This window comes from Picosynechococcus sp. PCC 8807, from assembly GCF_001693295.1.
Classification (GTDB): Bacteria; Cyanobacteriota; Cyanobacteriia; order Cyanobacteriales; family MRBY01; genus MRBY01.
Genome location: NZ_CP016483.1, coordinates 961686 through 984422 on the forward strand (window position 1 = coordinate 961686; position 22737 = coordinate 984422).

Sequence of the window (22737 nt, forward strand, 5' to 3'; positions counted from 1 at the left end):
CGGCAACAGAATTATTTACATATCGTTAAACATCTGATGCCCCGTTTATCTTCCCATTTCATCACCGTTGATCAATTGGGCGATCGCCTAGCTGATCCCAACCTTGTCATTGTCGATTGTCGCTTTCGGCTCAATGATCCGACCTGGGGGGAAACGCAATACCAACAAGGCCATATTCCTGGGGCCTATTACCTGCATCTGGATCGAGACCTCTCTGGCCCTGTGCAACAACATGGGGGGCGTCATCCTTTGCCTGACCCAGAAGCTTTTGTTTCGTTACTTTCTCGCCTCGGCATTGAGCGCAATCGCACCGAAGTGATTATCTATGACGACTTTCACTGTGCTTTTGGGGCGCGGTTTTGGTGGTTGCTCAAATACTATGGCCACGACAAAGCCCGCCTGTTAGATGGCGGGTTTCCGGCCTGGCAGACTGCCCAAGCGCCGATCGCCACTGATATTCCTGGGTTTAAACCCAGCCAATTTGAGCCAAATCCCCAACCCCAATTGGTGGTTAATCGCCAGGACTTGTTAATCGCGACGGACAATCAACGGCTGGTGATCGATGCCCGGGATGGCGATCGCTATTTGGGAAAAGTTGAACCCATTGATCCAATTGCTGGCCATATTCCTGGGGCGCTCAATGTCCCCTGGAAACAAGTTACCGATGCCAAAGGGTTCGCCCAACCGCCGGAAGTACAACAAACCCTCTGGGAAAACCTATCCCCTGAGCAAGAGATCGTGCTGTATTGTGGCTCCGGAGTCACGGCCTGTGTCAATTGGCTGTCTTTGGAGCTGACGGGCCACCATAATTTGAAACTGTACCCTGGGGGCTGGAGTGATTGGTGTTCCTATTTAGCCCCCTCGTTCGATGCAAAGTCTCCTTAGGAAATTTCAGGCAATATTTATTACCGGAGGCGAACCGCTTCCAACAAACGGGAATAGTAAAAACGGGTACTGGTCATTTCGGTGCGGGCGATCGCAAAACCGTTATCAATTAAAATTTGGCGGATATCCTGTTCCTTGTGTTGGTAGGCGCGGGTAGTCTTGCTAGGGCCAGGGAAGAATTCACCGATTTTCTTGAGGATCGTCAGCCAAAACGTTTTCGGCGCAAAGCTCAAGATCAAGCGATCTTCACTGAGGGATGCCAAGTGGGCAATCATTTTTGCCGCATCCTCGGTGGGGTAATGGATCAGCACATCCAAGCAAATCACCGTATTGTATTTGCCGCTGATGCTTTCGAGATCTTTGGTTTCAAACTTTAGATTAGGGGTGTTGCCAAAGATTTTTGCGGCCCGTTCCTGGGCTTCACCGACCATTTTTTCAGAAATATCGCTGGCGTAAATTGAGCGAGCACCGGCCTCCATGAGGGGAATACTGAGGCTACCGACCCCACAGCCAGCGTCACAAATGCTTCTGAGGTTGAGATTTTGATCGGCCTTAAGCCAAGCCACCACCTTATCAATGGTCTGTTGGTGCCCGACGCGGATATCAGCCTGGACTTTGTTGACATCCCCGTCACCATAAATGCGTCGCCAACGGTCAAAGCCCTTGGCATTGAAATAATCTTTGACGATGGTTTTGTCATTGAGGGAGGAGGTCATGGCGCTTTGGATTCAAAAAAAATTAAAGGATTTTGTTATCGATCCAATAATGTAGCAGCTTTGGGAAACCCTAGGGTGATTGTTCTGTGGGGGACCATTGACAGTAGGGATAGCTAACGAGGTTGGCGTTGTAATAGCGGGGCTCGTGGCTCACTTCAGGGCCAATCCAATTGGGTTTTGGGAAAGGTTGATCAGCATCTGTGAGTTCAATTTCTGCCAGGATTAAGCCTTGGTTCTCACCGAGAAATTCATCGACTTCCCAGAGGAAATTATCGAGGGGAATGCGGTAGCGGATTTTTTCGATCTGGGGGCGATCGCCAAGATGTTCTAGCATTTCTAGGGCTTCGATCAAGGGAATTGGGTATTCAAATTCCAAGCGCCCAATCCCCTCGGTTTTACCTTTAATGGTCAAAAAAGCCTGCTCCCCGGCAATGCGCACCCGAACCGTTTTTTCGGACGTCCGTTGGAGATAGCCTTGGCGATAGGGAATCCCTGGGGCCAGATCCCGCCAGCGATCGCCGATGACGAGAAATTTCCGTTCAATTTCTTGGGGCATAGCGTGAAAACCTCCACAGCGGCAGACCCCAAAGATTGTGGCCTAGAATGAAGATCAACTGTGCGATCGCCAACAAAAATCAATGATCGAAATTCATAATCTCTCCAAGATTTACGGCCAAGGGGACACCCAAATCTATGCCCTCAAACAGGTAGAACTCAGCATCCAAGCGGGGGAATATTGCGCCATTATGGGGGCGTCAGGTTCCGGCAAATCAACCCTGATGAACATCATTGGTTGCCTCGATCAGCCCACCAGTGGCGATTATTTCCTCGATGGCCAAAATGTCGCCACCCTCAGCGATCGCCAACTGGCCACCATTCGGAATCGCAATATTGGTTTTGTTTTCCAGCAATTTCATCTCTTGCCCCAGATGAGTGCCCTTGAAAATGTGATTTTGCCGATGGTTTATGGCAATGTTCCTCCCCACGAACGGCGAGACCGGGCCGTCGCCGCTCTAACCAAAGTCGGTTTGGGCAGTCGTCTCTATAATCGTCCGAACCAACTCTCTGGGGGACAACAACAACGGGTGGCGATCGCCAGGGCGATTGTAAATAAACCCTTACTACTGCTGGCGGACGAACCCACCGGGGCTTTAGATTCCCGAACTACCCAAGAAATCTTAGCGTTATTTCAGACCCTCCACGACGACGGCATGAGCGTGGTGATGGTTACCCACGAAACGGAAGTGGCCCGGCAAACCAAGCGGATTATCTGGCTCCGGGATGGCAGTATTACCCACCCAAACCTCAGTCCTGCGGAAATGATCCAAGTGGCCTTAGCCCCAAGCCCCTAAGAATCCTACGGGAGTGGTATGCAATTTGGCGATCGCCATGGTTCAATTCAGATACACTTGGGACAAGACTTTGGGGAACCCTATCCCACCACCATGATTCCTTGGGGACAAGTCCATTAAAAAAACGATAAAATTCGCAAATTTTGTCAAAGTCGGCCAAATCCCTTGTTACACTGCAGAGCAAAACCCCATTGCCTCTCCTGTTTTCCTTTCGCGTCCCGTCTACATCAGCACAACTATGAGCAACTTTAACTTCCCCTCGCCAGAGCCCACGCCCCCCGAGACCGAAGCGAACCTCAATCAGTCTCCGCCCCAGGCCCCCGAGACCGAAGCGACCAGTGCCGTAGATCCGGGTCATTCTGAAAAACAACAACCAGAGTCTGCGAGTCCTAGCCCGACGATTCCGAAACCAAATCCCAACGCCGATGGCTATGTTATTGCCCACAAACTAAGGCAGCACAACCGCGAACTGGTTAAAACCGTTGTTCAACTCGAAGAAGCCTTGGCCGAATCCCAAGAAAAACTCCAGGCACACATTATCCGTTCCCGCAGCGCCGACAGCCTCATTACCCAGCAGAGTGACGAACTGAATACGAGCCAGCAACAGCTCAGTCAATTGGGGCAAGAACTCGAACAAGCCAAACAAAATGCCCGCCAATACCAAGAGATGCTCGCAGAACTAGAATACAAATTCCAAACTAGCCAAACTCAGTTGGCGAAAATCGAGCGCGAATGTGCCCTCCTCCAGGAAGCCTATAACGAGCAGCAGCAAAAACTATTCGCCGCCGAACAGGAAATTAAGGATCTCCAGGTGCGACTCCAACGGCAACAACGCTACACTCTGCAGTACAAATCAGCCCTAGATGAATGCGCGGATATTCCCGTCGAAAACGATTTGGCGACCGGGGAAGCCTCCATGCCCAAGGCGTCGAATATTCAACCCTGGTCTGAGCCGGAAACAGCGGCAACCGAGCCAACAATGCCGGCGATCGCCAAAGCAGATCCGAATACCGAAGCTGACCTGGATCGTCAGTTAGCGGCCCTCGAAGAAGAAATTGAAGAAATGGAAGAATCCGCCGGGGCCGCTTCAATCCTGAAGCCCACCATGAGCCTAAAAGCCGCCCTACGGATTACCCCCCCAGTGACCAAACGACGGGTCAGTGCACCCATGGGCACCCCGGCCAAAGCAGAAACCAACCACAACTGGCCAGCGCCGACCCTCAACAGTCCCCGGAGCCAGAAGCGGCCGATGTCTGCAGCGGTGGTGGATCTACCAGCCTTTTTACGGAACTAATTGCTGTCCTAAATATTAGGTCTCCCTAAGACCCCGTTGGTGATTGACCCAGTGGCGATCGCCAATCTTTTTTTGTCACAATATTTAACAATAGAAGTTGCAAACTTTATCGACGTTTATTTTTAAGTGATTATGCCTAGAACGTTACCTGCAAACCTCGAAAAGATCGTCAGTCGGTTTAAGCGAAAAACAGATCCCAAACAAAAATATCAACAGCTTTTGTGGTACGCCAACAAGCTCGAGCCCATGGCCGACAGTGAGAAAAACGCCAACAATAAAGTCCATGGTTGCGTTTCCCAGGTTTTTATCACAGCAGACTACGAAGCGGGCAAAGTGACCTACCACGGGGATTCTGACGCCCAGCTCGTGAAAGGATTGGTGGGCCTACTGATTACAGGTTTAAATGGTTTATCGCCCGCCGAGATCCTGGCGGTCACCCCAGACTTCATCGAAGAAACGGGATTGAATGTGAGCCTAACGCCGTCTAGGGCTAACGGTTTTTACAACATTTTTAAAATGATGCAAAAAAAAGCAAGGGGCTTTGAAGTGGGGTTAGAAGCGAGTTCCAACTCATAAATGAGAAAATTTTGATATCATTTACAACAAGTAATGTTGTTTGTTAAAAAAAGAAAATTTAAATCCTATGGCACTTTTTGGCTTATTTGGCGGCAAGAAAAAGAACGAAGCTCCTAAGGGTGATTACTTCCTCGACTTTGAAGAAGCCCAGACCCTTGGTGATACTGAATTGATGAAGAAATCCGTAACCATTAAGCGGACTTTCCCGAAGGTTAAAGGTCAAGAGGGCGCGACAATCGTGACTCAAGTCTCCTCGGAGATCGCCCGTAAACTGAACAAAAATCAACAAGCTGTATCCCAGGCAACGGAAGCAACCAAGGCTTCTTCTGAAACCGCCAGCACTCCCATTACCCCGGCAGCACCTCGTCCTAACCTGAAGGTCGATAGCAGCATGGACATGTTCCGCAACATGGCGAAGAAAATGAATCGCTAAAGGTTAAGAACCATTGCGATTTTCGACGGTGATTTTCAGAATATTCACTAGAAAGCTGGGGGCTAACGCCCCCTTTTTTATGCCGATCAGTTGGATGATTTAGGGGTTCAATTTAAGCGAGGGCCGCCACAGAAACTTTCGCGGCGATCGCCTTAGCGATGGTAACTAAAGCTTTGGCTGAAGCAGATTCTGGTTGGGCGACCACAATCGGTGTACCAGTATCGCCCCCTTCCCGGAGCGCAATTTCTAGGGGAATGCAGCCGAGGAGAGGCACATCCAATTCGTTCGCGGTTTTTTCGCCGCCCCCAGAGCCAAACAGGTCATATTGGCGATCTGGCAGATCCGGTGGGATAAAATAGCTCATATTTTCAACAATTCCCAGCACATTCACTCCCATTTGCTGGAACATCTTGAGGCCCCGGCGCGAGTCTAGGAGAGAAACGGTTTGGGGGGTGGTGACAATGACAGCACCGGCCATGGGCACCGCCTGGGCCATCGTTAGTTGGGCATCACCCGTACCAGGGGGCATATCAACGATGAGATAGTCCAGTTCGCCCCAGTTCACCTGGTAGAGAAACTGACGAATGATGCCGTTGAGCATCGGCCCTCGCCAAATCACTGGTTGGTCTGGGTCAATCAGGAACGCCATGGAAACGAGTTTGACCCCATGGTTAAATTCTGGCTGGAGAATATCTTGGCCGCCTGTTTTATCGACCTTGATTTCGACTTCGCCAATGCCCATCATGTTCGGCACATTTGGCCCATAGATATCTGCATCCAAGAGGCCGACTTTTGCGCCAGTTTGGGCCAGGGCGATCGCCACATTCACCGCAACGCTACTTTTACCAACGCCCCCTTTGCCGCTGGAGATAGCAATGATATTTTTGACGTTATCAATGCCCTGTTGGTTGGGCAGTGCTTTCTGTTGAGGCGTTTCGGCGGTGACTTCCACATCCACAGCGTTTACCCCAGGTAAAGGCAGTACAGCATTTTTGCACTCCTCGACGATAAATTCCTTGAGGGGACAAGCGGGCGTTGTGAGCACCAGGGTGAATTTCACCGTACCATTCTCCACAGAAACATTGCGGATCATATTGAGATCCACCAGGCTTTTTTGAAGCTCAGGATCTTGAACGGGACGGAGGGCAGCCAGAATTGCTTGGGTATCAGCCATAACTTCAGGAAAATTTAGGATTTGGGTTTGTGGTGCAGGCGAATGCCCACAAAAATATCGTAGAGGAAACTGAGAAAATCTTTTCCCTGGAGCAGCCCTAATGATTGGGGAGAACCTTTTTGATCTAACAGGGGCTTGATGTAGTAATAGGCGGGTTGATACTTATACCAAGGAATTGAGGGCCATAGGTGATGAACTAGGTGGTAATTTTGCCCAAGGATCAAAAGATTGAGGAGCTTGCTTGGGTAAACCCTGGCATTTTTCCAGCGATCGCGTTCTTCAAAGGGACGATGGGGCAAATAATCAAAGAACAGACCCAGGGCAATACCAACCACCAGGGCCGGGACAAACCAAAAGTTCATGATGTAGCCAATAAAACCATACTGGATGCCCAGGTAGACGATGACTCCTAAGAAGGAACGGCTAAGGAACCACTCCAGTAATTCGTAATTTTTCCACAGACGACGCTTAAAGAAAAAGATTTCGTGGTAGAAAAAACGGGCTGCAATCATCCAGAGGGGGCCACCAGTCGAAACGAAATGATCCGGATCATTTTCAGGATCATTGACATGGGCGTGGTGCTGGAGATGGACTCGAGTAAAGACCGGAAAAGCAAATCCCAGCATTAGGGCACTGGCATGGCCCAGGATGGTATTGACCGCACGGTTGCTATGGGCGGCACGGTGGGACGCATCGTGGATCACCGTTCCCGCGAGGTGCAGCGCTAAAACGTTTTCTAGGAAGCAAATCCAGTCATACCAACCCCAAAACCAATAGCCTCCCACGGAGGTGGCGATCAATCCTACTGCGATGATGACCATCCACACATTGGGGTTCATCCCACCAGGGGGACGCAAATACTCCCTTGACATTACCAATGATGACGCTGCCGCCGCCGTCATAAGCTCCTGTTCTCCTCGATGTCTGTGAAATTTGGTTAATCCTTGGGTAGTTTACAATACTTAAGGCTAATTCATAAACCTTGATGTGTCATAAACACTGTTTAGAAAAAAACAAAAAACGCTTGTAATTCAACGTTTCTAGGCTAATTTCAAGCTAGCCATTTGCTGCTTCGCTGCGTTTGTAAAATACCAAGTCCACGGATACTTTCTGAAGTTTATCGTCTTCTTCCGTGGCGATCGCCTCGCGGAGTTTGACAATTAAGAGGATTAATGTTCCGTGGCGTGATTGATAAACAATCGGTTTTCCTGCATTGGGAAGAATTTAAGAGAGTGTCCTGTCCTCGGTTCCTAGTCACTGGCTGGGGGATTTAGCTTTGGCAACAGGCGATCGCACACAAACAAAGTGCCAGAGGCAACGCAGAGGGGAATTGTCACAAGATTGAGAAAAGGCAAACTGATCAACCCCAGACAAACCAGCCCAAACCCCGCACTCCCCGGCAAAGCCCAGTAAACTTGCCGTAACTTTTGACGAAATGTAAAGCGCCTTCTCTCAAGGGTGGCATCGAAAAAATCAAGGCAAATGATCGTTAAAGTCACCGCCAAGCCTCCCAGGGAGGACAGTACGCTACCAATCCCCGGCAAAAAGTTGATCCCAAACAACAAAGGGGCGATCGCCAAAACCAAGGCTAATTTTTTTAGTTCAAAGAGAATGGCGCGGCCAATGTCGCGGAAAATACCCACTTCAATGATTTCCAGGCGACTGGTGCGGAGTTTTTCAATCTGTTCTGAGAGTTGGCCATACCAAGGGGCACCAAGAATAACGCCAAACTGCACCAGCAGTAGTCCTACAGCAATAAACACTGCCGCAATGAAAATCAGGCCTAACAATCCCCCCAGAAAATTTGCGCCGTAATCTAACCACTGCAACCAGGCAGGCAAGCGATCAATTAAACCAATCAGACTGGTGCTAATCCAAGTGTAGCCAGCCCCCGCCGTCCGCCACGCCCAGCGCAGAGAAAAAGTATAGAGCAATCCCCCCAGCACAACATTGACGCCAAGGGGAATCGCTAAATATTGGAGAAGCTTCGGGTGACGGGAAAAAAATCTCGCGGCGCGGAATGGGTAACTGGCCCCCCGAATGAAGTCAATGGGCATATTTTTCGGGTCAACTCTACCTTGAGTCGTAATTCTCTGTCTTTCAATCTAAACTTCAATGGTCGGATGGCGGAATGTAAACCCTAAATTTTTTAATTTTTGGTTAGATACACGCACATTTAAGGGGCGATCAGAGGGTTGGCTCGCATCCCAACGTACTGGGGCCAGGGCATATTTTTCGGCCAAACGAGAGAGTAATTCTCGCCGGGGCAGTGGTTCATCACAAACCAGATTGAATAAACCGCTCAGATTATGGATCTGGGCAAACTCGATCGCTGCCACAATGTCTGCTAAATGAATCCAGTTACCATATTCGCTGCCGTCACCAGGTCGAACCTGGCCCATGGCCCGTTGGAAGATTTTTTTAATTTCCCGCCCTTCACCATAGATTCCCCCCAAACGGAGAATGCAAACCTGACGTGCATCGGTGGCGATCGCCTTTAGGGTTTGTTCCGTTGCCAAAAGAATTTCTGCAAAAACATGGGGTGGTTTGTCGGGGGTCTTTTCATCAACCCAAGCACCGTGGTGATTGCCGACGATGGCGTAGCTGCTGGTATAAATCACCTGTTTAACGGTGTCGTTATGGGTGAGGGCCTGGGCGAGGTTTTGGGCCGTTTTCAGATAAGCCTGCCGATAATTTGCTTCGGTGCGCCCCTTTGAACCCACCGCCAAAAGAATGACATCTTGGCCTTCACAAAGCTCCTGGAGGGCTTCTGGTTGATCGCCGCTGAGGACTTTCACCTGGTGAGCAATCCCTTGTAACTGGGAGACTTTTTCGGGGGTCGTTGTTGTCACGGTCACTTGATGACCCGCCGTTGTCCACTGCTTGGCGATCGCCTGGCCCACATAGCCACAGCCAATAATTGCAATTTTCACCAAGGGAATTCCTCCTTAACAAACCATGCCATAATTTTAAGCATTGTAAAGTCTTGTTTTGTCGCTATTATGCCCCTTTTTCCGCCATTTCCTCCCCTGGATCCGCCCTTGGATGGCTGGTCCCTTGAGGGGCGTGACCCAGAAACTATCCGGCGTTTGCTGCCCCTCTGGGAGTGGCTCTACAAATTTTATTTTCGGGTAGAAACCAGTGGCTGGGAAAATTTACCGACAGATGAGCCGGTGTTAGGGGTTGGTTCCCACAATGGCGGCCTTGCGGCACCGGATATGTGGATGATGATGTATGACTGGTTTCGGCGGTATGGAGTTGAAAGGCCCACCTATGGCCTGATGCATCGCAATATTTGGCTCGCTTTTCCAGAATTAGCGAAAATTGCGGTCAAAACGGGGGCAGTGCAAGCCCACCCGAAAATGGCGATCGCCGCTTTGAAATCCGGGGCCAATGTCCTTGTCTATCCCGGAGGTGGCCAAGATGTTTTCCGGCCCCATGCCCAAAGAAATCAGATTTATTTTGCCGAGCGACGGGGATTTATTAAACTGGCCCTGCGCCAGGGGGTGCCCATTGTGCCGCTGATTTCTTGGGGAGCCCACGACAGTATTTTTGTCATTGAAGATATCTACGAACCCCTTAAAGGATTTTTAAAAGCGTTTAACCTGCCGTGGCTATTTAACATCGACCCAGAAGTTTTTCCTATTTATCTCGGTTTACCCTGGGGCGTCGCCTTTGGCCCCCTACCCAACTTTCCCTTACCCACAAAAATGTATACGCGGGTTTGTCCACCAATTCGCTTTGAAAAATATGGCCGGGCCGCGGCTGGCGATCGCCCCTATGTTGAAGCCTGCTATCAGCGGGTTTTAGGGGAAATGCAACGGGAATTAGACCAATTAATCGCTGAGGTCGAATCTCGCCCTAAAAGTTGTTCCTAGCGACGGTTCGCAGGATTTAGCCAGGTGTTTAAGCCTTCCCCTAGCAAAGATAAACCCATCACCATCAGGGTCATGGTCAGCCCCGGAAACAGCGCCGTCCACCAAATCCCCGTCGGCAAAGCATCGAGGGCGAGGCGCAAATCATGGCCCCATTCCGGCGTGCCATCGGGCAAACCTAAACCCAAAAAGCCCAATCCCCCCAGGATTAAAATCGCATCGGCGGCATTGAGGGTAAACAGTACCGGTACACTCTGGATTACATTGAGAAACAAATATTTCGACAAAATTCGCCTCGGCGTTGCCCCCATGGCCTGGGCTGCTTCGATAAACAGTTCTGTTTTGGCGCTGGTGGTGCGGTTGCGGACAAGGCGAAAATATTGGGGCACATAGGAAATGCTCAAGGCGATCGCCGCATTAATGACCCCTTTGCCCACCACAAAGGCGAGGGTAACGGACAACAGCAATCCCGGTAGGGTATAGATCGTATCCATTAAAAACAGCAGCACCCGGTCTACCTTGCCACCAAAATATCCACTCACCATCCCCAGGGGAACGCCGATTATTAAACTGAGACTCGTGGCTAGCAGCACTACCTTGAGGGCTGCCTGGGTACCAAAGAGGGTGCGGGACAAAACATCGTAACCCTGGCGACTGGTGCCAAACCAATGGTTCCAACTGGGGGGACTATGGATCGGGAAACTGAGGGAATCGAGGGGATCTTTCAACCAGCCGACATTTTCTAATAAGGGTGCGCCGAGGGCGATCGCCACAAATAGCCCGGTAAGCGTCACCCCCACCAGGGCCAGGCGACGCGAAAGTTTTGCCTCAGGATTTTCCCCTGCCATAACAGCCCACATTAAAACAGAACGTCTGTCAGTATAGCGGTTGGGCGGTCTCTCCCCATGGCTTTTACCAAATATCTAAACCAATCAGAATACTTTCTCGATCGGATAAGTCGCCGATAAACTTTCGCAAGGGGGGCGGCAATTTTTTGATCAGAGTCGGGGTCGCAACAATCCGTTCTGACTCAGCGAGGTCGGGGTGCTCATAAATATCAATGATCCGGATTTCGTGGCGTCCGGGCAGATATTCGCTGCAAATGCTTTCTAGTTCGTTGATCGCCCAGCGGGAATGGCTATTACTGCCAGCAACGTAGAGATAAAGCACATAGAATTCATTTTGTTTGTGGTGGATGGGAGGGCTTGGATCTAGCCGCGGGGAGGGATCCTTAGAGAAGTCAGAAGCCATGTATTTGGGTCAGGTTATGCCAGAAGCACGGTAGGTTGTCGCTGCAAAATTTGTTCGAGGGCGATCGCCGTCCATTCTATATCTTCCATTTGAGTTTGTGCACCTAGGGTTAAGCGAATCCCAGAGAGAGCCTCTTGATCGCTATAGCCCATCGCCTTCAGGGTTGTGCTGGGATTGAGTTTACCGCTATGGCAGGCAGACCCCGCACTAATACCGATGCCAGCGAGGTTCATTTGACGCACGAGGGTTTTCCCGGTTAGGCCCAGGAGGGGCGAATCTTGGCGCAAGGCAAAACTGACATGGTGGGGTAAGCGGGCATGGCGATCGCCTGTAATTTGTAGATGTGGGCTACTGCTCCCTCGGTTTAACAAAAAATTGCGGAGGCGACTCAAGCGTTCAATTTCTTGGGCCATGGTTTCCTCGGCGAGTTCAGCGGCCATCCCCAAAGCAACGATGCCGGGTAAATTTTGGGTGCCGGAACGCAAATTGTGTTCTTGGCCGCCGCCGTAGAGTCGGGGCTGAAGTTTAATACCGTCGCGCACATACAACGCACCAGCCCCCTGGAGGCCATAGATTTTGTGCCCAGACAGGGAAAGCAAATCCACGGGAAGCTGGCGGAGATCAATGGGAATGCGTCCCACGGCCTGAACTGCGTCGGTGTGAAAGGTAATGTGATGTTTTTTGGCGATCGCCCCCAGTTCCGCAATGGGTTGAATGGTGCCCACTTCGCTCTGGCCATAGATCACCGAAATTAAAATCGTGTTGGCTTGAATCGCCTTTTCTAGATCCTGAGGATCTACTTGGCCACGACGATTAACTCCGAGGCGTGTCACTTGCCAGCCTTGGGTTGCGAGGAAATCTGCGGCCTTGGCGATCGCCGGATGTTCCACCTGGGAGATAATCAAATGTTGCGGCTCTCGGTACTGGTCTGTAATGCCAAAAATTGCCAGGTTATCGGCTTCGGTACCCCCTGCCGTAAAAATAATTTCATCGGGGTTCGCTGCGCCAATGAGGCTCGCCACTTGCATCCGCGCCATTTCCAGGAGGGTAGCAGCCCGATTGCCCCAACCATGTAAGCTTGAGGGATTGCCCCAGGTTTGGCCACAGACTTCTTGCACCCGCTGGATCACCAAAGGATGGGGGGGCGTTGTTGCGCTGTAATCAAGGTAAATTTGCATGGTGGGCGATCGCTCAATGGTTCCCTTAGCATACGCAAATTAGGGCCAACCCGTCAGCCTGTGCGACCAAGGGAGTATCCCAGGATAAGCCAAAGCCGCAACAAGAAAAAACTCCCCCAGTCCAAGACCAGAAGAGTTTCGCCATCACATCACTCTAGTACAAACCCTAAGCCAAACTTGCAAGCCCATCACTGTAGAGCTTCCGGGCGTAGTCCGTCCAAGTGCCCTGGCCCCAATAGCGGAAACAACTGGTTTCTACCAACAGCAAATACAACAGAGATCGTTGATAAGCTTCTGTTTTCGTTACGCTGGGATCTTCGGCCACGAGGCGGTCATATTTTTCGTGGAATTTGGCGCTCAGTTCGTTCATCGGCTCCAGGACATTTTCATAACCCTTGACCCAACTGAGATCATTTGTCCAGGAAGCGCCATCCACATGGAATTGGTGGTCATGTTCATTTAAATAGGCGATCGCCTGATTGACAGTTTCCGGCGTAACACCTTGATTTTCGGCCTCTAGTCTTGCCCAAATCTTCGCCTGGCCCACCGCCTGACACACTGGATAATCGGCTTCGGTAATACCCTTCGCTTCTAGGAGTTCAAGATATTCCGTGCCATTAAAACCGACAACACTACCGTCATTTTTAATGTCATGCCAAGCCGGGAGATAACCTCCAGGAAACTCATTCATCATCACGCCGCCATTTTCCCCATCGGCGATCTGGGAAACTAAACAGGGCACTGATTGGCCTGCTAATTCTTGGCGATCGCGACTCTTGGCTTCGTAATAAGGTTGCATCTGGGCCACCAGTTTCGTATCAGACCCCTGGGTTTTAATCAGTGCCGTAATGCTGATTTCTTCGCCCCGGGAATTTTTCACCACCAGGCGATTGGGGAGATATTTATCATCATGGTGTAAACCAGAACCGTCCAAGCGCTCCACGGAATGTTCTTGCACTAACAACCAACGATAACCACATTCCTTGAGGGCTTTAATGTATTCAAATAGCGTATCCGGATGATTGGGGAGGTGCATTTCTGGGGGCGAAAATCCTTTAACCCGCTTCAGGGCTTCGACCCCAAAAATTTCTGCAAAATAATGCTGCCAGGCTTGAATTTGCAATTTTAAATCGGGGATGGGCGTCGAAGGGGCTACCGCATGGCTCCACATAGTCCCTAGCCATTCCACATAGGGCTGATAACGGGCATCTGTGGTGATTTTCTTAAGGTTATCGAGGACATCTTCCCGGCCCATTTGCCGTAGACCCCAGAGCAGGTTGCCAGAATAATCCAACATAATCCGAGGGCTACAGCCTGCAGCTACTAGCTCAGGGATAAACTCTCCCATGCGGCTGTAGCACCAAGCAAACACTGTGGCATTGTGGTTATCACCATCGTGGGGATTTTCCATCATGTGCTGCAAGTTGCAAATGAGTGCGCCATCGGTTCCGGCGGGAATGGTGGGTTGGTGCATATGAAGGGCACAGGCAAACCCAGCCTTGACTTGATCAAGATTGAGATCACTCCGATCGAGAAAGATTTTTTCGTGATGATTGACAATCTCTGAAATTTCCTGCTCCTGACCGCAAATATTGGGTAATTGGGTTGCTTGAGGAGAAAGTGTCGAAACCATGTATTTTTCCTTATATATCTTTATCGCAATCACGGGACGATGCTTGAAGATCGCTACGGTCAATCCCACAAGGTCGTTTGTGCTGTCGTGGTCTTAATGTTATCTCAATCCTTTGGGAGTTAAGTTTAAGTTTTAGTTTATCTTGTTATTATTTGATAACCTTATGTTTTGTGAAGAAAAAAAGAGAGACCAGTGGACTGATCCCTCTCAAAAAGATGAAGTTTATTAACTTTGCTTGGTTTTTAAAGGGCTACCATTTCAGCAAATTAAACTGTTCCATATCGATGGTGTTGCGGTTGCGGTAAATGGCAAGGATGATCGCTAAACCCACGGCGGCTTCGGCAGCAGCAACAGTCAGAACAAAGACGGTAAAAACTTGTCCTTTGATTTCGCTGGGATCGAGGAAGTTAGAGAAGCCCATAAAGTTGAGATTGACGGAGTTTAGCAATAGCTCAATGGACATCAACACGCGGACGGCATTGCGACTGGTCACTAAACCGTAAATGCCGATGCAAAATAGGGCGGCAGCGAGAACCAGGATGTATTCGAGTTGAATTTGCATGGGTGTCAAGAAAAGCTTAGTTTTGTTTGGATTTGGGGCTATTTGCGCCAGCGAGCTCCCGGGGACGCTCTGGTAGTTGGAGGCCGGTACTCCCTTCTTCTGTGGTTGTAATCTCAGGAATAATATCGCGACGGGCCAGGATAATCGCGCCCACCATGGCAATGAGGAGGAGCACTGAAGCTAGTTCAAAAGGCAGGAGGAAATCGCTAAAGAAATGTTTGGCGATCGCCACCACAGAATTGCCCACTGCTGCCGGAGAAATTGTCGACAATTCCCAAGGAGTTACCAAAACCATCGTGCCAAGGAGGGCGAAAAGACCCAAGCAGACCAGAGCCGTTGCCCCCTGACGAAGGAGGCGACCAGGCATCTGACTGAAGTCTTCTTTTTTATTCACCAACATGATGGCGAATAAGATCAAAACATTAATCGCCCCGACATAAATCAAGACCTGGGCTGCCGCGACGAAATCCGCATTTAACAGAATATAGAACCCAGAAATACTGATAAACACGCCCCCCAGCAGGAACGCTGAGTAGACAATATTTTCAAAGAGCACAACCCCAAGGGCTGACCCCAGCATCATCACCGTGAGGATGACGAACGAAACAATTTGAACACCTTCTGCTAAATTCACAGTTTTTTTAAAACTCCTGCTAAATTCACACCTGCACTAATCTTGCTTAGTCTATCTTGGCTTTATTGATCTGCTGTTTCTTGTTGCTTTTCTGCCTGTAAGCGTTCGAGAATATCCTCTGGATGCTCGCCAGCCCGCTGACTGCCTTGGGGAAGATCATGGGGGTCAATGACACCTTGGGGCAAGTAGGCTAACTCCCGGAGGGGCGTCACCATCGGATCTTGGGTGACTTTGTAGGGCAGACGACCCAGGGCCACATTATCGTAGTTCAATTCATGGCGATCGTAGGTGGCCAGCTCATATTCTTCTGTCATCGATAGACAATTGGTGGGGCAGTATTCGACACAGTTACCGCAGAAGATACAAACCCCAAAGTCGATGCTGTAATGCTTGAGGGTTTTCTTTTTGATGCTTTTATCAAATTCCCAATCCACGACGGGGAGGTTGATCGGACAAACTCTTACACAGACTTCACAGGCAATACATTTATCGAATTCAAAGTGAATTCTGCCGCGAAACCGTTCTGAGGGAATCAGCTTCTCGTAGGGATATTGCACTGTCACGGGGCGTCGCCGCATGTGATCAAAAGTTACCGAGAGACCCTGGCCAATATACTTCGCTGCCTGGGCTGCATCCTTGGCATAGTCACCGACTTGTTTGAGGATTTTAAACATAGGACATAGGGTGAGAAGATCAACAAAGAAGGGGAAAGAAACGGCGAAGCCTTAGCCCCCAAAAGCAATGGGGAAAGCAAGTTTTAGGGCCGCCGTGAGCAATAGGTTAACAAGGGCAACGGGGAGGAGAAACTTCCAGCCAAAGTTCAAGAGTTGGTCAATGCGTACCCGCGGTAAAGTCCAGCGTAGGAGGACAGCAATAAAGACCAGGGCATAGGTTTTCACGAGGGTCATAATAATCCCCAAGGAGGCGGTGATCACCTGGAGCCAAGGGGTGCTGGGGGCAACGTTTAACCAACCGGCAAGCTTATCGAGGGGAATGGGAAACTCCCAACCGCCTAGGTAGAGAATCGAAACAATCAGGGCCGAAAGCACGAGGTTGACATAGGAGCCAACGTAGAACAGACCAAATTTCATCCCGGCATATTCGGTTTGGTAGCCAGCAACGAGTTCTTCTTCTGCTTCGGGTAGGTCAAAGGGGAGTCGTTCACATTCGGCAAGGGCGGCAATCCAGAAAATGAGGAAGCCGATGGGTTGTCGCCAAATATTCCAGCCTAAAATGCCGTAACCGGATTGTTGTTCAACAATGTCAATGGTGCTCAGGCTATTGGACATCATGGCGATCGCCAATACAGCCAGGGCCAGGGGAATTTCGTAGCTGATTGATTGGGCGGCAGCACGCAGTCCCCCCAGTAACGCATATTTATTATTAGAAGAGTAGCCTGACATCAAGAGGCCAATGGGAGCGATGCTTGAGAGGGAAATCCACAGAAAAATCCCCACGTTCAAATCCGTAATCACCAGGTTTTGCCCGAAGGGAACGATGAGATAGGACAAAAAGACCGGAATGACCACAAGAGCAGGCCCGAGGGTAAAGAGCCAGGGATCTGTTTTAGCGGGGACCACATCTTCTTTAAAAACCAGCTTTAAACCATCGGCCACCGGCTGTAAAACCCCTAGGGGGCCTGCATATTCCGGGCCAACCCGTTGTTGGGCTGCCGCTGAAATTTTTCGCTCTAACCACACCACGACTAAAACACCCACTGTCGCGCCAATAATCATCAGTAACAACGGTAGGGGTAGCCAAATAGTCTTGGCAATTTCATGGGATAACCCAAAGGATTGGAGGGTTTCGATAAAACTACCTTGAAGATCGATTCCTGAGTTCATAGGGGTTCTTTGGCCTGCACGATGGATTGTTAAGGGAATGTATCGAGGCAGGGATTTCCAACAAAAGTGACATCACTGAATTAGTATATCGTTGTTCCGGGAAACTCCGTTATCAGAACCTCTTAGGGAATTTTAGGGGCTATTGATAAGTTTTTCTAAACCAAGGTGCGTCAATGGCCACGGCAAAACGCCAGGATTGATAAATCGCCCTTAACTGATTTGGAAAATAAACGTCACCTTATCGCCTTTGCCTAAACCAATGCGATCGCCGGCCCGGAGTCGATGTCGATTACCGACAGGGAGGGGCACATGGTTGATATAGGTGCCATTGGAACTACCGGTGTCTTCGATATAGTAGAGGCCCGCTTCTTGGCGCAGGTCGGCGTGTACCCGTGATACCACCTCAGAACTCGGGAAACCAGAAACATCAATATCTGGTGGGACGGTCTCATTCGGTTTGCCGATGTGAATCACATCGAGGTTTTCAGGAATCTCTAAGGCCACCTGGGTTTGCACATGGAGCAAGCTGGCGGTCTGCACTTGAATTTGGGTTGCCTGCATTGATCCCTGGACAGTGGTTGGGGCAGGAGCAGGAGCAGGCGTTGGCGGCACCTCTGGGGCAGGGCTTGGTTCTTCAAAATCAAATGTGAAAGGATCAGGCAATTCTGGAGATTCGGCAACGGCAGGGGCAGCGGCTTCTTCTTCCTCGAAAAAGTCAGGAAAATCAGGGAAATCTGCTTCGGGAATCTCTGGGAAATCCAGGGTGGGCTCAGGGGGCGCTGTGGGGGGGGCGCTGGCACTGGGGGCATTGGGAACCACAGTTTTGGGTAACTCCTCTGTTACTGCCATGGGAGCGGCCTGTTGCAGGTTAAAGCCACATTGACCACAGAAGGCGGCATTACTTTGGACGCTAGCGCCACATTGGGGACAAGCCGATGCTTGGGGGAGGGGGGTATAACAGGCTTCGCATTGGACAGCGCCGTCAGGATTTTGGTGGTTACAGTTGGGACAACTAATCATGACAGTGGGTGGTCAAAGGGAAAAGAATGGTTTTATTTTAAGGCTCTGGGCGAGATTTCGTTTGATAGATTGCTTGATCGGGGGCGAGGCGATCGCCAGCAGCAGCATCCAGGAGCCACCAGAGGACACCGTGGTCTGGGTTGATCAGTTTACTGGGATAGGCAAACCCATCGGCATCGCTATGGAAAATTTTCTGGAGCGCCTCCTGTTTATTTTCCCCAGCAACTAGGAAAAGAATGTTCTGGGCGGCATTAATCAAGGGCACGGTAAAGGTCAGCCTGGGTTCTCCCTGTTTTTCGCCGACGGTGATGAGGCGATCGCCAACGGTTAGGGCCGCCGTTTGGGGAAAGAGCGAAGCAGTATGGCCATCATCCCCCATGCCCAACAGCACAATATCGAAACTAGGCCAGGGGCGATCGCCAAAAAAATTTCTCAACGTTGCATCATAGGCCGCTGCATCTTGCTGGGGGTCTGCGGCTGCGGTCGGCATCGGGTGAATATTGCCCTCCGGAATCGGCACCTGATCCAGCCAGGCGAGCCGGGCCATCCGTTGATTGCTATCGGGGTGATCGGCCGGTACATAGCGTTCATCTCCCCAAAAAATGTGGAGTTGCGCCCAGGGGAGGGATTGCTCTGCTAATTTTTCGTATAAAGGTTTGGGGGTACTGCCGCCGGCAAGGGCAATGGTACAGACACCACGACGGGCGATCGCCTCCTCAATCCGGCCCATGACAATACGCAGCGCCCGTTTAATGAGTTCCGGTTTGTCATCCAGGATTTCCAGGTATTTTGTCATAAACTTTACAGAGGACGAACCATGCCCCCTAAAATAGCGTTACTCGTCATTCTAGTGGTGACACCCATAAACGCCCATTGACTGATACATAAAGTATGAATAATGTTCGCCTTGCTTCTTTTACGTCCCTGAGCCTCAAGATTTTGGGGGGCGTACTGTTAATTTCTTCTTTCGTTGATTACGTCATTGCCGCCTTCCCGTGGCTGCCCCTGGACAATGCTTGGCAAATTAATTTCACAAATCAGGTAGTCGGTAGAGGGCTTAACCCTTTGATTGGGATTGTGGCTCTGCTTCTGGGCAGTTGGCTAGATGACAATGCCGGAAAACCAGCAAAACTGCGCGCCTCCATTACAGATGGTCGTTTTTTAAGTTTTCTTTTTTCCCTCGTCCTTGGGGTGATTTTCTTGATCCTCATCCCTATCCACCTCGACAATATGCAGGGCATTCGAGAACAGGCGATCGCCCAAATTGAACAAGAAACCCAACAACGGGAACAACAAGTCCAGCAGCAATACAGCCAACTCCAGGCCCTTGCCCAAAACCCCGAAGCTAAACAACAACTAGAGCAACAGATCCAAGAAATCGAAACAGCCCTCAACTCTGGTCAAGTTCCCCCCCAGCAGATCGCCGAAGTCGAAGCCCAAAGACAAGAATTCCTCAACTACCAAACATTCGTCAATGACCCCGAAGCCCTGAATGCGCGGCTAGAAGAATTACAACAAAGCGTTGTTGAACTCCAGACACAACAGCGCCAAGAAGCCAACCGCAGTGTCCTCCAGGAAATTATCCCAACCACTATCCGCAGTCTCTTGTTAGGAATTGCTTATCTGATTGTGGGTTGGCTTGGCGTTCGCAATGCTTGGTTCAATAAAACAAGCCCATCCCAAGCCCCTCAACCTGAAGCACCTGCCGATTCCGAATAATATTTTTCCCGCTTGGGGTGACCTCGACGGGTACTTGTCACCCCATTTTTCCCAGCACAGTAGCGCCCAGACACGTTGGCAACCCCAAAGAATTCAGTAAAATAGATTACGTCGTCTTTTTTCTTAACATTTCACTTATTTTTCTACCCTAGTCCCCAAAATTTCTCTGATTTCCTAAACCGACAAAAACGACTACCCACTGTACATATTCCCGCCATTTCGTCCACCATCTCCCTACCAGGAAACCTCGCCCTACCGTGTTAGAACGTCTGAAACAAGATTTAAAAAACGATCTGATTGCCGGGTTGCTCGTTGTTATCCCCCTAGCGACCACCATTTGGTTGACGATCACGATTGCGACTTGGGTGATTAATTTTTTGACGCAAATCCCTAAGCAGATTAATCCGTTCGATGGCCTGGACCCAATCTTGACCAATGCCTTAAATATTGGCGTTGGGATCACCGTTCCCCTGACATTTATTCTGGTGATCGGTCTGATGGCACGAAATTTTGTCGGACGTTGGCTGTTGGATGTGGGGGAACAAATTCTCCAAGGGATTCCCCTAGCAGGCGCAATTTATAAAACCCTCAAGCAACTATTAGAAACTCTCTTGCGGGATTCCCAGAGTCGCTTCCGACGAGTAGTGATGGTGGAATATCCACGACCTGGTGTTTGGACGCTAGGCTTTGTCACAGGAACAGTCAGTCCCCAATTACAGGCCCAGGTGGCCGATCCTCTCTTGAGTGTGTTTATTCCGACGACTCCGAACCCCACCTCTGGCTGGTATGCAATGGTGCCAGAAGATGATGTGATCAACCTCTCAATGTCCATTGAGGATGCCTTTAAAGTCTTAATTTCTGGGGGCATTGTGAGTCCGGAGGCAGAAACTGAACGAAAATCAGTGCGGGGCACAATTCCCCTCAATCTCACCCGCCGTAAAAAGTCCCGTGAATTGGAGCGTCCTCTTGAAGAATTAAACAGTCCCCAGGCGGATATGCTTTCTCTAGAGGAAGAAGTGTAGTTTAATGGTGCCTCTGAGTGACGTTGATTTTCCTTATTGTTTATCCCTAGTTAGACTATGCCCGCCCGTAAACAGCCCCGTAGTGTTGCCCGTGAAATTGCTCTATTGAGCTTGAGTCAGATCAAAGGCAAGCCCGATAAGTTAGAAGCCGTAGAGCTTGATGAATTGATGTTGGCAGCAGTTCGGACCCTGAGTAGCGAAATCCATGACATTTTAGAGGATGCGGCGAGTGAAGTTTCCCGGGCGGAGGAGCAATTACTCAGAAGTGAAACGTTAGCGGTTAATGTCAAGAGTGCGCGTACAATGGCCGCAGATGCCCTGGAATTGACTCGTGCGGCAATTAATCGTTTGGGTCATGTGGTGGAATTGCCAGAATTTTTGCAGTTGACTCGCCAACATGAGGTGCGCAATTTTGCGTTAGAGATTCTCACAACCCTCCGCCGTCGCAATGATCAAATCAAAGAGGTCATTGACGGGTCTTTAGTGGATTGGCAATACCATCGTCTGCCCCGCTTAGACCGGGATATTTTGCGCATCGCTGTGGCTGAAATTTTGTTTTTAGAAACGCCCTATAAAGTGGCCATCAATGAGGCCGTAGAACTGGCAAAACGCTATTCTGACGAAGACGGCCATCGTTTTATTAACGGTGTTCTGCGCCGGGTTAGCGATCGCCTCCGGGCTGAGGACAGCCTCAAATAGATGCCCTTCAGGTCGTTATTATCATTATCTTAAGAAACTCGTCCCTAAGCCAAAAACAATACTGGTGAGCACTAATAGGAGATGTTCGGGGGCGATCGCCACGGTGACGCCAGTACTATTGAGGATGGCATTCACACCACTACCGAGGGCAATGCCTGCGACCAGGGCAACAATCCCAATCAGAGCGGCTCGCCCAAAGCGTTGTTCTTTACGGTAGAGCAAATAAATATTCGCGATCAATGCCACAGTCAAAAGAGTTGAGGTGAGATCCGTTGCGAGGAATATTCCGGCAATGGCGATCGCCCCATTGACACCGAGGGCAGTATATAGAGTGTTGGTTTCTGGTGTATCCCGTAAATTGACCAACCACTGGGGCAGTTCGGGAGACTTCACCAACGGTTGAGACGCCTGCGCCTTCTTCTGAGAAGTTTCTGCAAAGCGAATTTTATCCGGAACATCGAGGGTGCCCTGTTGTCGTTGTCTAAGGCGGTCCATAATAATCGCATCGTAGGCCGCTTCGAGTTTGTCCACTACGGCGCGATCGCCTTCGTATTGGGCGCTTAGTTTTTGTTTGGCTGCTTGGATCTCTTCAAATGAAGCCGTTTTTGCAAGCCCAAGGGTTTCGTAGGGATTTTGTTCGCTCATTCTCCTCCTCCTGTGAGCATGCCACTGGGTTATTGGAACATCCTTAGATTCTTAATGTAACCCAATCATCATACAGTTTATTATTATGAGCGTTTTCCGGTGCGCTTTCCATAGAGCAAAATTTTTTCTGGTGATGATAGCCGGGGCGATCGCATCGCCTCAAGACTTGCCCAGACCAGAGAGCATACATCCCCATACTTAGCGCTAGCTGATTAACGGAGTAGG

26 protein-coding genes are annotated in these 22737 nt (G+C 50.1%); 9 read left to right on the forward strand and 17 right to left on the reverse strand.

Annotated elements, in window-relative coordinates:
* Positions 1 to 36 precede the first annotated feature (36 nt).
* Complete coding sequence (locus AWQ24_RS04640; RefSeq protein WP_062436512.1) at positions 37 to 885, forward strand: sulfurtransferase; 849 nt, start codon at positions 37 to 39, stop codon at positions 883 to 885.
* A 20-nt stretch (positions 886 to 905) separates the two neighbouring features.
* On the opposite strand, the gene bchM is transcribed toward AWQ24_RS04640, so the two are convergent.
* Positions 906 to 1601 carry a magnesium protoporphyrin IX methyltransferase gene (bchM, locus tag AWQ24_RS04645; protein WP_012306536.1) on the reverse strand — a complete coding sequence of 232 codons (696 nt, stop codon included), beginning with the start codon at positions 1599 to 1601 and terminating at the stop codon, positions 906 to 908.
* A gap of 70 nt (positions 1602 to 1671) precedes the next feature.
* Entirely contained in the window at positions 1672 to 2157 is a 486-nt protein-coding gene (locus AWQ24_RS04650) for a CYTH domain-containing protein (RefSeq protein WP_065716139.1), read from the reverse strand.
* Between the two features lie 82 nt (positions 2158 to 2239).
* Here AWQ24_RS04650 and AWQ24_RS04655 point away from each other — a divergent pair, with 82 nt between their 5' ends.
* The 4 genes from AWQ24_RS04655 to AWQ24_RS04670 all read left to right on the forward strand — a co-directional run bounded on the left by AWQ24_RS04655 (position 2240) and on the right by AWQ24_RS04670 (position 5256).
* Entirely contained in the window at positions 2240 to 2953 is a 714-nt protein-coding gene (locus AWQ24_RS04655; RefSeq protein ID WP_062433062.1) for an ABC transporter ATP-binding protein, read from the forward strand.
* A gap of 238 nt (positions 2954 to 3191) precedes the next feature.
* Complete coding sequence (locus tag AWQ24_RS04660) at positions 3192 to 4247, forward strand: hypothetical protein (protein WP_065716140.1); 1056 nt, start codon at positions 3192 to 3194, stop codon at positions 4245 to 4247.
* Positions 4248 to 4379: 132 nt separating this feature from the next.
* On the forward strand, positions 4380 to 4823 hold the full coding sequence (locus AWQ24_RS04665; RefSeq protein WP_030007831.1) for a SufE family protein: 444 nt from the start codon (positions 4380 to 4382) through the stop codon (positions 4821 to 4823).
* Positions 4824 to 4890: 67 nt separating this feature from the next.
* The gene (locus tag AWQ24_RS04670; protein ID WP_065710344.1) at positions 4891 to 5256 is read left to right on the forward strand and encodes a hypothetical protein; all 366 of its coding nucleotides are present in this window, start codon (positions 4891 to 4893) and stop codon (positions 5254 to 5256) included.
* A gap of 112 nt (positions 5257 to 5368) precedes the next feature.
* Here the strand turns inward: AWQ24_RS04670 and AWQ24_RS04675 are convergent, their stop codons facing one another.
* The 4 genes from AWQ24_RS04675 to AWQ24_RS04690 all read right to left on the reverse strand — a co-directional run bounded on the left by AWQ24_RS04675 (position 5369) and on the right by AWQ24_RS04690 (position 9363).
* Positions 5369 to 6430, reverse strand: coding sequence for an Mrp/NBP35 family ATP-binding protein (locus AWQ24_RS04675; RefSeq protein WP_030007833.1), 1062 nt, complete (start codon positions 6428 to 6430; stop codon positions 5369 to 5371).
* Positions 6431 to 6444: 14 nt separating this feature from the next.
* Complete coding sequence (crtR, locus tag AWQ24_RS04680) at positions 6445 to 7332, reverse strand: beta-carotene hydroxylase (protein WP_065716141.1); 888 nt, start codon at positions 7330 to 7332, stop codon at positions 6445 to 6447.
* A gap of 348 nt (positions 7333 to 7680) precedes the next feature.
* Positions 7681 to 8487: an EI24 domain-containing protein gene (locus AWQ24_RS04685; protein WP_062433071.1), complete on the reverse strand. Its 807-nt coding sequence runs from the start codon at positions 8485 to 8487 to the stop codon at positions 7681 to 7683.
* Between the two features lie 48 nt (positions 8488 to 8535).
* Positions 8536 to 9363, reverse strand: coding sequence for an SDR family oxidoreductase (locus AWQ24_RS04690; RefSeq protein ID WP_065716142.1), 828 nt, complete (start codon positions 9361 to 9363; stop codon positions 8536 to 8538).
* A gap of 69 nt (positions 9364 to 9432) precedes the next feature.
* Here AWQ24_RS04690 and AWQ24_RS04695 point away from each other — a divergent pair, with 69 nt between their 5' ends.
* On the forward strand, positions 9433 to 10308 hold the full coding sequence (locus AWQ24_RS04695; protein ID WP_065716143.1) for a lysophospholipid acyltransferase family protein: 876 nt from the start codon (positions 9433 to 9435) through the stop codon (positions 10306 to 10308).
* On the opposite strand, the gene AWQ24_RS04700 is transcribed toward AWQ24_RS04695, so the two are convergent.
* The 10 genes from AWQ24_RS04700 to pgl form a co-directional block, all read right to left on the reverse strand.
* Positions 10305 to 11165, reverse strand: coding sequence for an ABC transporter permease (locus AWQ24_RS04700; RefSeq protein WP_012306547.1), 861 nt, complete (start codon positions 11163 to 11165; stop codon positions 10305 to 10307). The two genes, AWQ24_RS04695 and AWQ24_RS04700, sit on opposite strands and share 4 nt — an antisense overlap.
* A gap of 52 nt (positions 11166 to 11217) precedes the next feature.
* Positions 11218 to 11556, reverse strand: coding sequence for a circadian clock KaiB family protein (locus tag AWQ24_RS04705; RefSeq protein WP_012306548.1), 339 nt, complete (start codon positions 11554 to 11556; stop codon positions 11218 to 11220).
* A gap of 14 nt (positions 11557 to 11570) precedes the next feature.
* The gene (locus AWQ24_RS04710; protein ID WP_065716144.1) at positions 11571 to 12734 is read right to left on the reverse strand and encodes a cysteine desulfurase family protein; all 1164 of its coding nucleotides are present in this window, start codon (positions 12732 to 12734) and stop codon (positions 11571 to 11573) included.
* A 166-nt stretch (positions 12735 to 12900) separates the two neighbouring features.
* Positions 12901 to 14367 (reverse strand): hypothetical protein, encoded by a 1467-nt coding sequence (locus AWQ24_RS04715; RefSeq protein ID WP_062433083.1) that lies wholly within the window; start codon positions 14365 to 14367, stop codon positions 12901 to 12903.
* Between the two features lie 250 nt (positions 14368 to 14617).
* Complete coding sequence (gene nuoK / locus AWQ24_RS04720) at positions 14618 to 14923, reverse strand: NADH-quinone oxidoreductase subunit NuoK (protein WP_198161530.1); 306 nt, start codon at positions 14921 to 14923, stop codon at positions 14618 to 14620.
* A 22-nt stretch (positions 14924 to 14945) separates the two neighbouring features.
* Positions 14946 to 15563: an NADH-quinone oxidoreductase subunit J gene (locus AWQ24_RS04725; protein WP_012306552.1), complete on the reverse strand. Its 618-nt coding sequence runs from the start codon at positions 15561 to 15563 to the stop codon at positions 14946 to 14948.
* A gap of 62 nt (positions 15564 to 15625) precedes the next feature.
* Positions 15626 to 16237 carry an NAD(P)H-quinone oxidoreductase subunit I gene (gene ndhI / locus AWQ24_RS04730; RefSeq protein WP_012306553.1) on the reverse strand — a complete coding sequence of 204 codons (612 nt, stop codon included), beginning with the start codon at positions 16235 to 16237 and terminating at the stop codon, positions 15626 to 15628.
* A 51-nt stretch (positions 16238 to 16288) separates the two neighbouring features.
* Positions 16289 to 17407 carry an NADH-quinone oxidoreductase subunit NuoH gene (gene nuoH / locus AWQ24_RS04735; protein ID WP_030007840.1) on the reverse strand — a complete coding sequence of 373 codons (1119 nt, stop codon included), beginning with the start codon at positions 17405 to 17407 and terminating at the stop codon, positions 16289 to 16291.
* Positions 17408 to 17617: 210 nt separating this feature from the next.
* Positions 17618 to 18427, reverse strand: coding sequence for an FHA domain-containing protein (locus AWQ24_RS04740; RefSeq protein ID WP_065716146.1), 810 nt, complete (start codon positions 18425 to 18427; stop codon positions 17618 to 17620).
* Positions 18428 to 18464: 37 nt separating this feature from the next.
* A complete protein-coding gene (gene pgl, locus AWQ24_RS04745; RefSeq protein WP_030007841.1) occupies positions 18465 to 19223 on the reverse strand; it encodes a 6-phosphogluconolactonase in 759 nt (252 codons plus the stop codon).
* 95 nt (positions 19224 to 19318) lie between these two features.
* On the opposite strand from pgl, the gene AWQ24_RS04750 reads away from it, so the two are divergent.
* The 3 genes from AWQ24_RS04750 (at position 19319) to nusB (ending at position 21867) form a co-directional block, all read left to right on the forward strand.
* Positions 19319 to 20146 (forward strand): HpsJ family protein, encoded by an 828-nt coding sequence (locus tag AWQ24_RS04750; RefSeq protein ID WP_012306557.1) that lies wholly within the window; start codon positions 19319 to 19321, stop codon positions 20144 to 20146.
* A gap of 257 nt (positions 20147 to 20403) precedes the next feature.
* A complete protein-coding gene (locus tag AWQ24_RS04755) occupies positions 20404 to 21168 on the forward strand; it encodes a DUF502 domain-containing protein (protein WP_012306558.1) in 765 nt (254 codons plus the stop codon).
* A gap of 57 nt (positions 21169 to 21225) precedes the next feature.
* Positions 21226 to 21867: a transcription antitermination factor NusB gene (nusB, locus tag AWQ24_RS04760; protein ID WP_012306559.1), complete on the forward strand. Its 642-nt coding sequence runs from the start codon at positions 21226 to 21228 to the stop codon at positions 21865 to 21867.
* A gap of 24 nt (positions 21868 to 21891) precedes the next feature.
* Here the strand turns inward: nusB and AWQ24_RS04765 are convergent, their stop codons facing one another.
* A complete protein-coding gene (locus AWQ24_RS04765; protein WP_012306560.1) occupies positions 21892 to 22512 on the reverse strand; it encodes a CPP1-like family protein in 621 nt (206 codons plus the stop codon).
* Positions 22513 to 22737 lie beyond the last annotated feature (225 nt).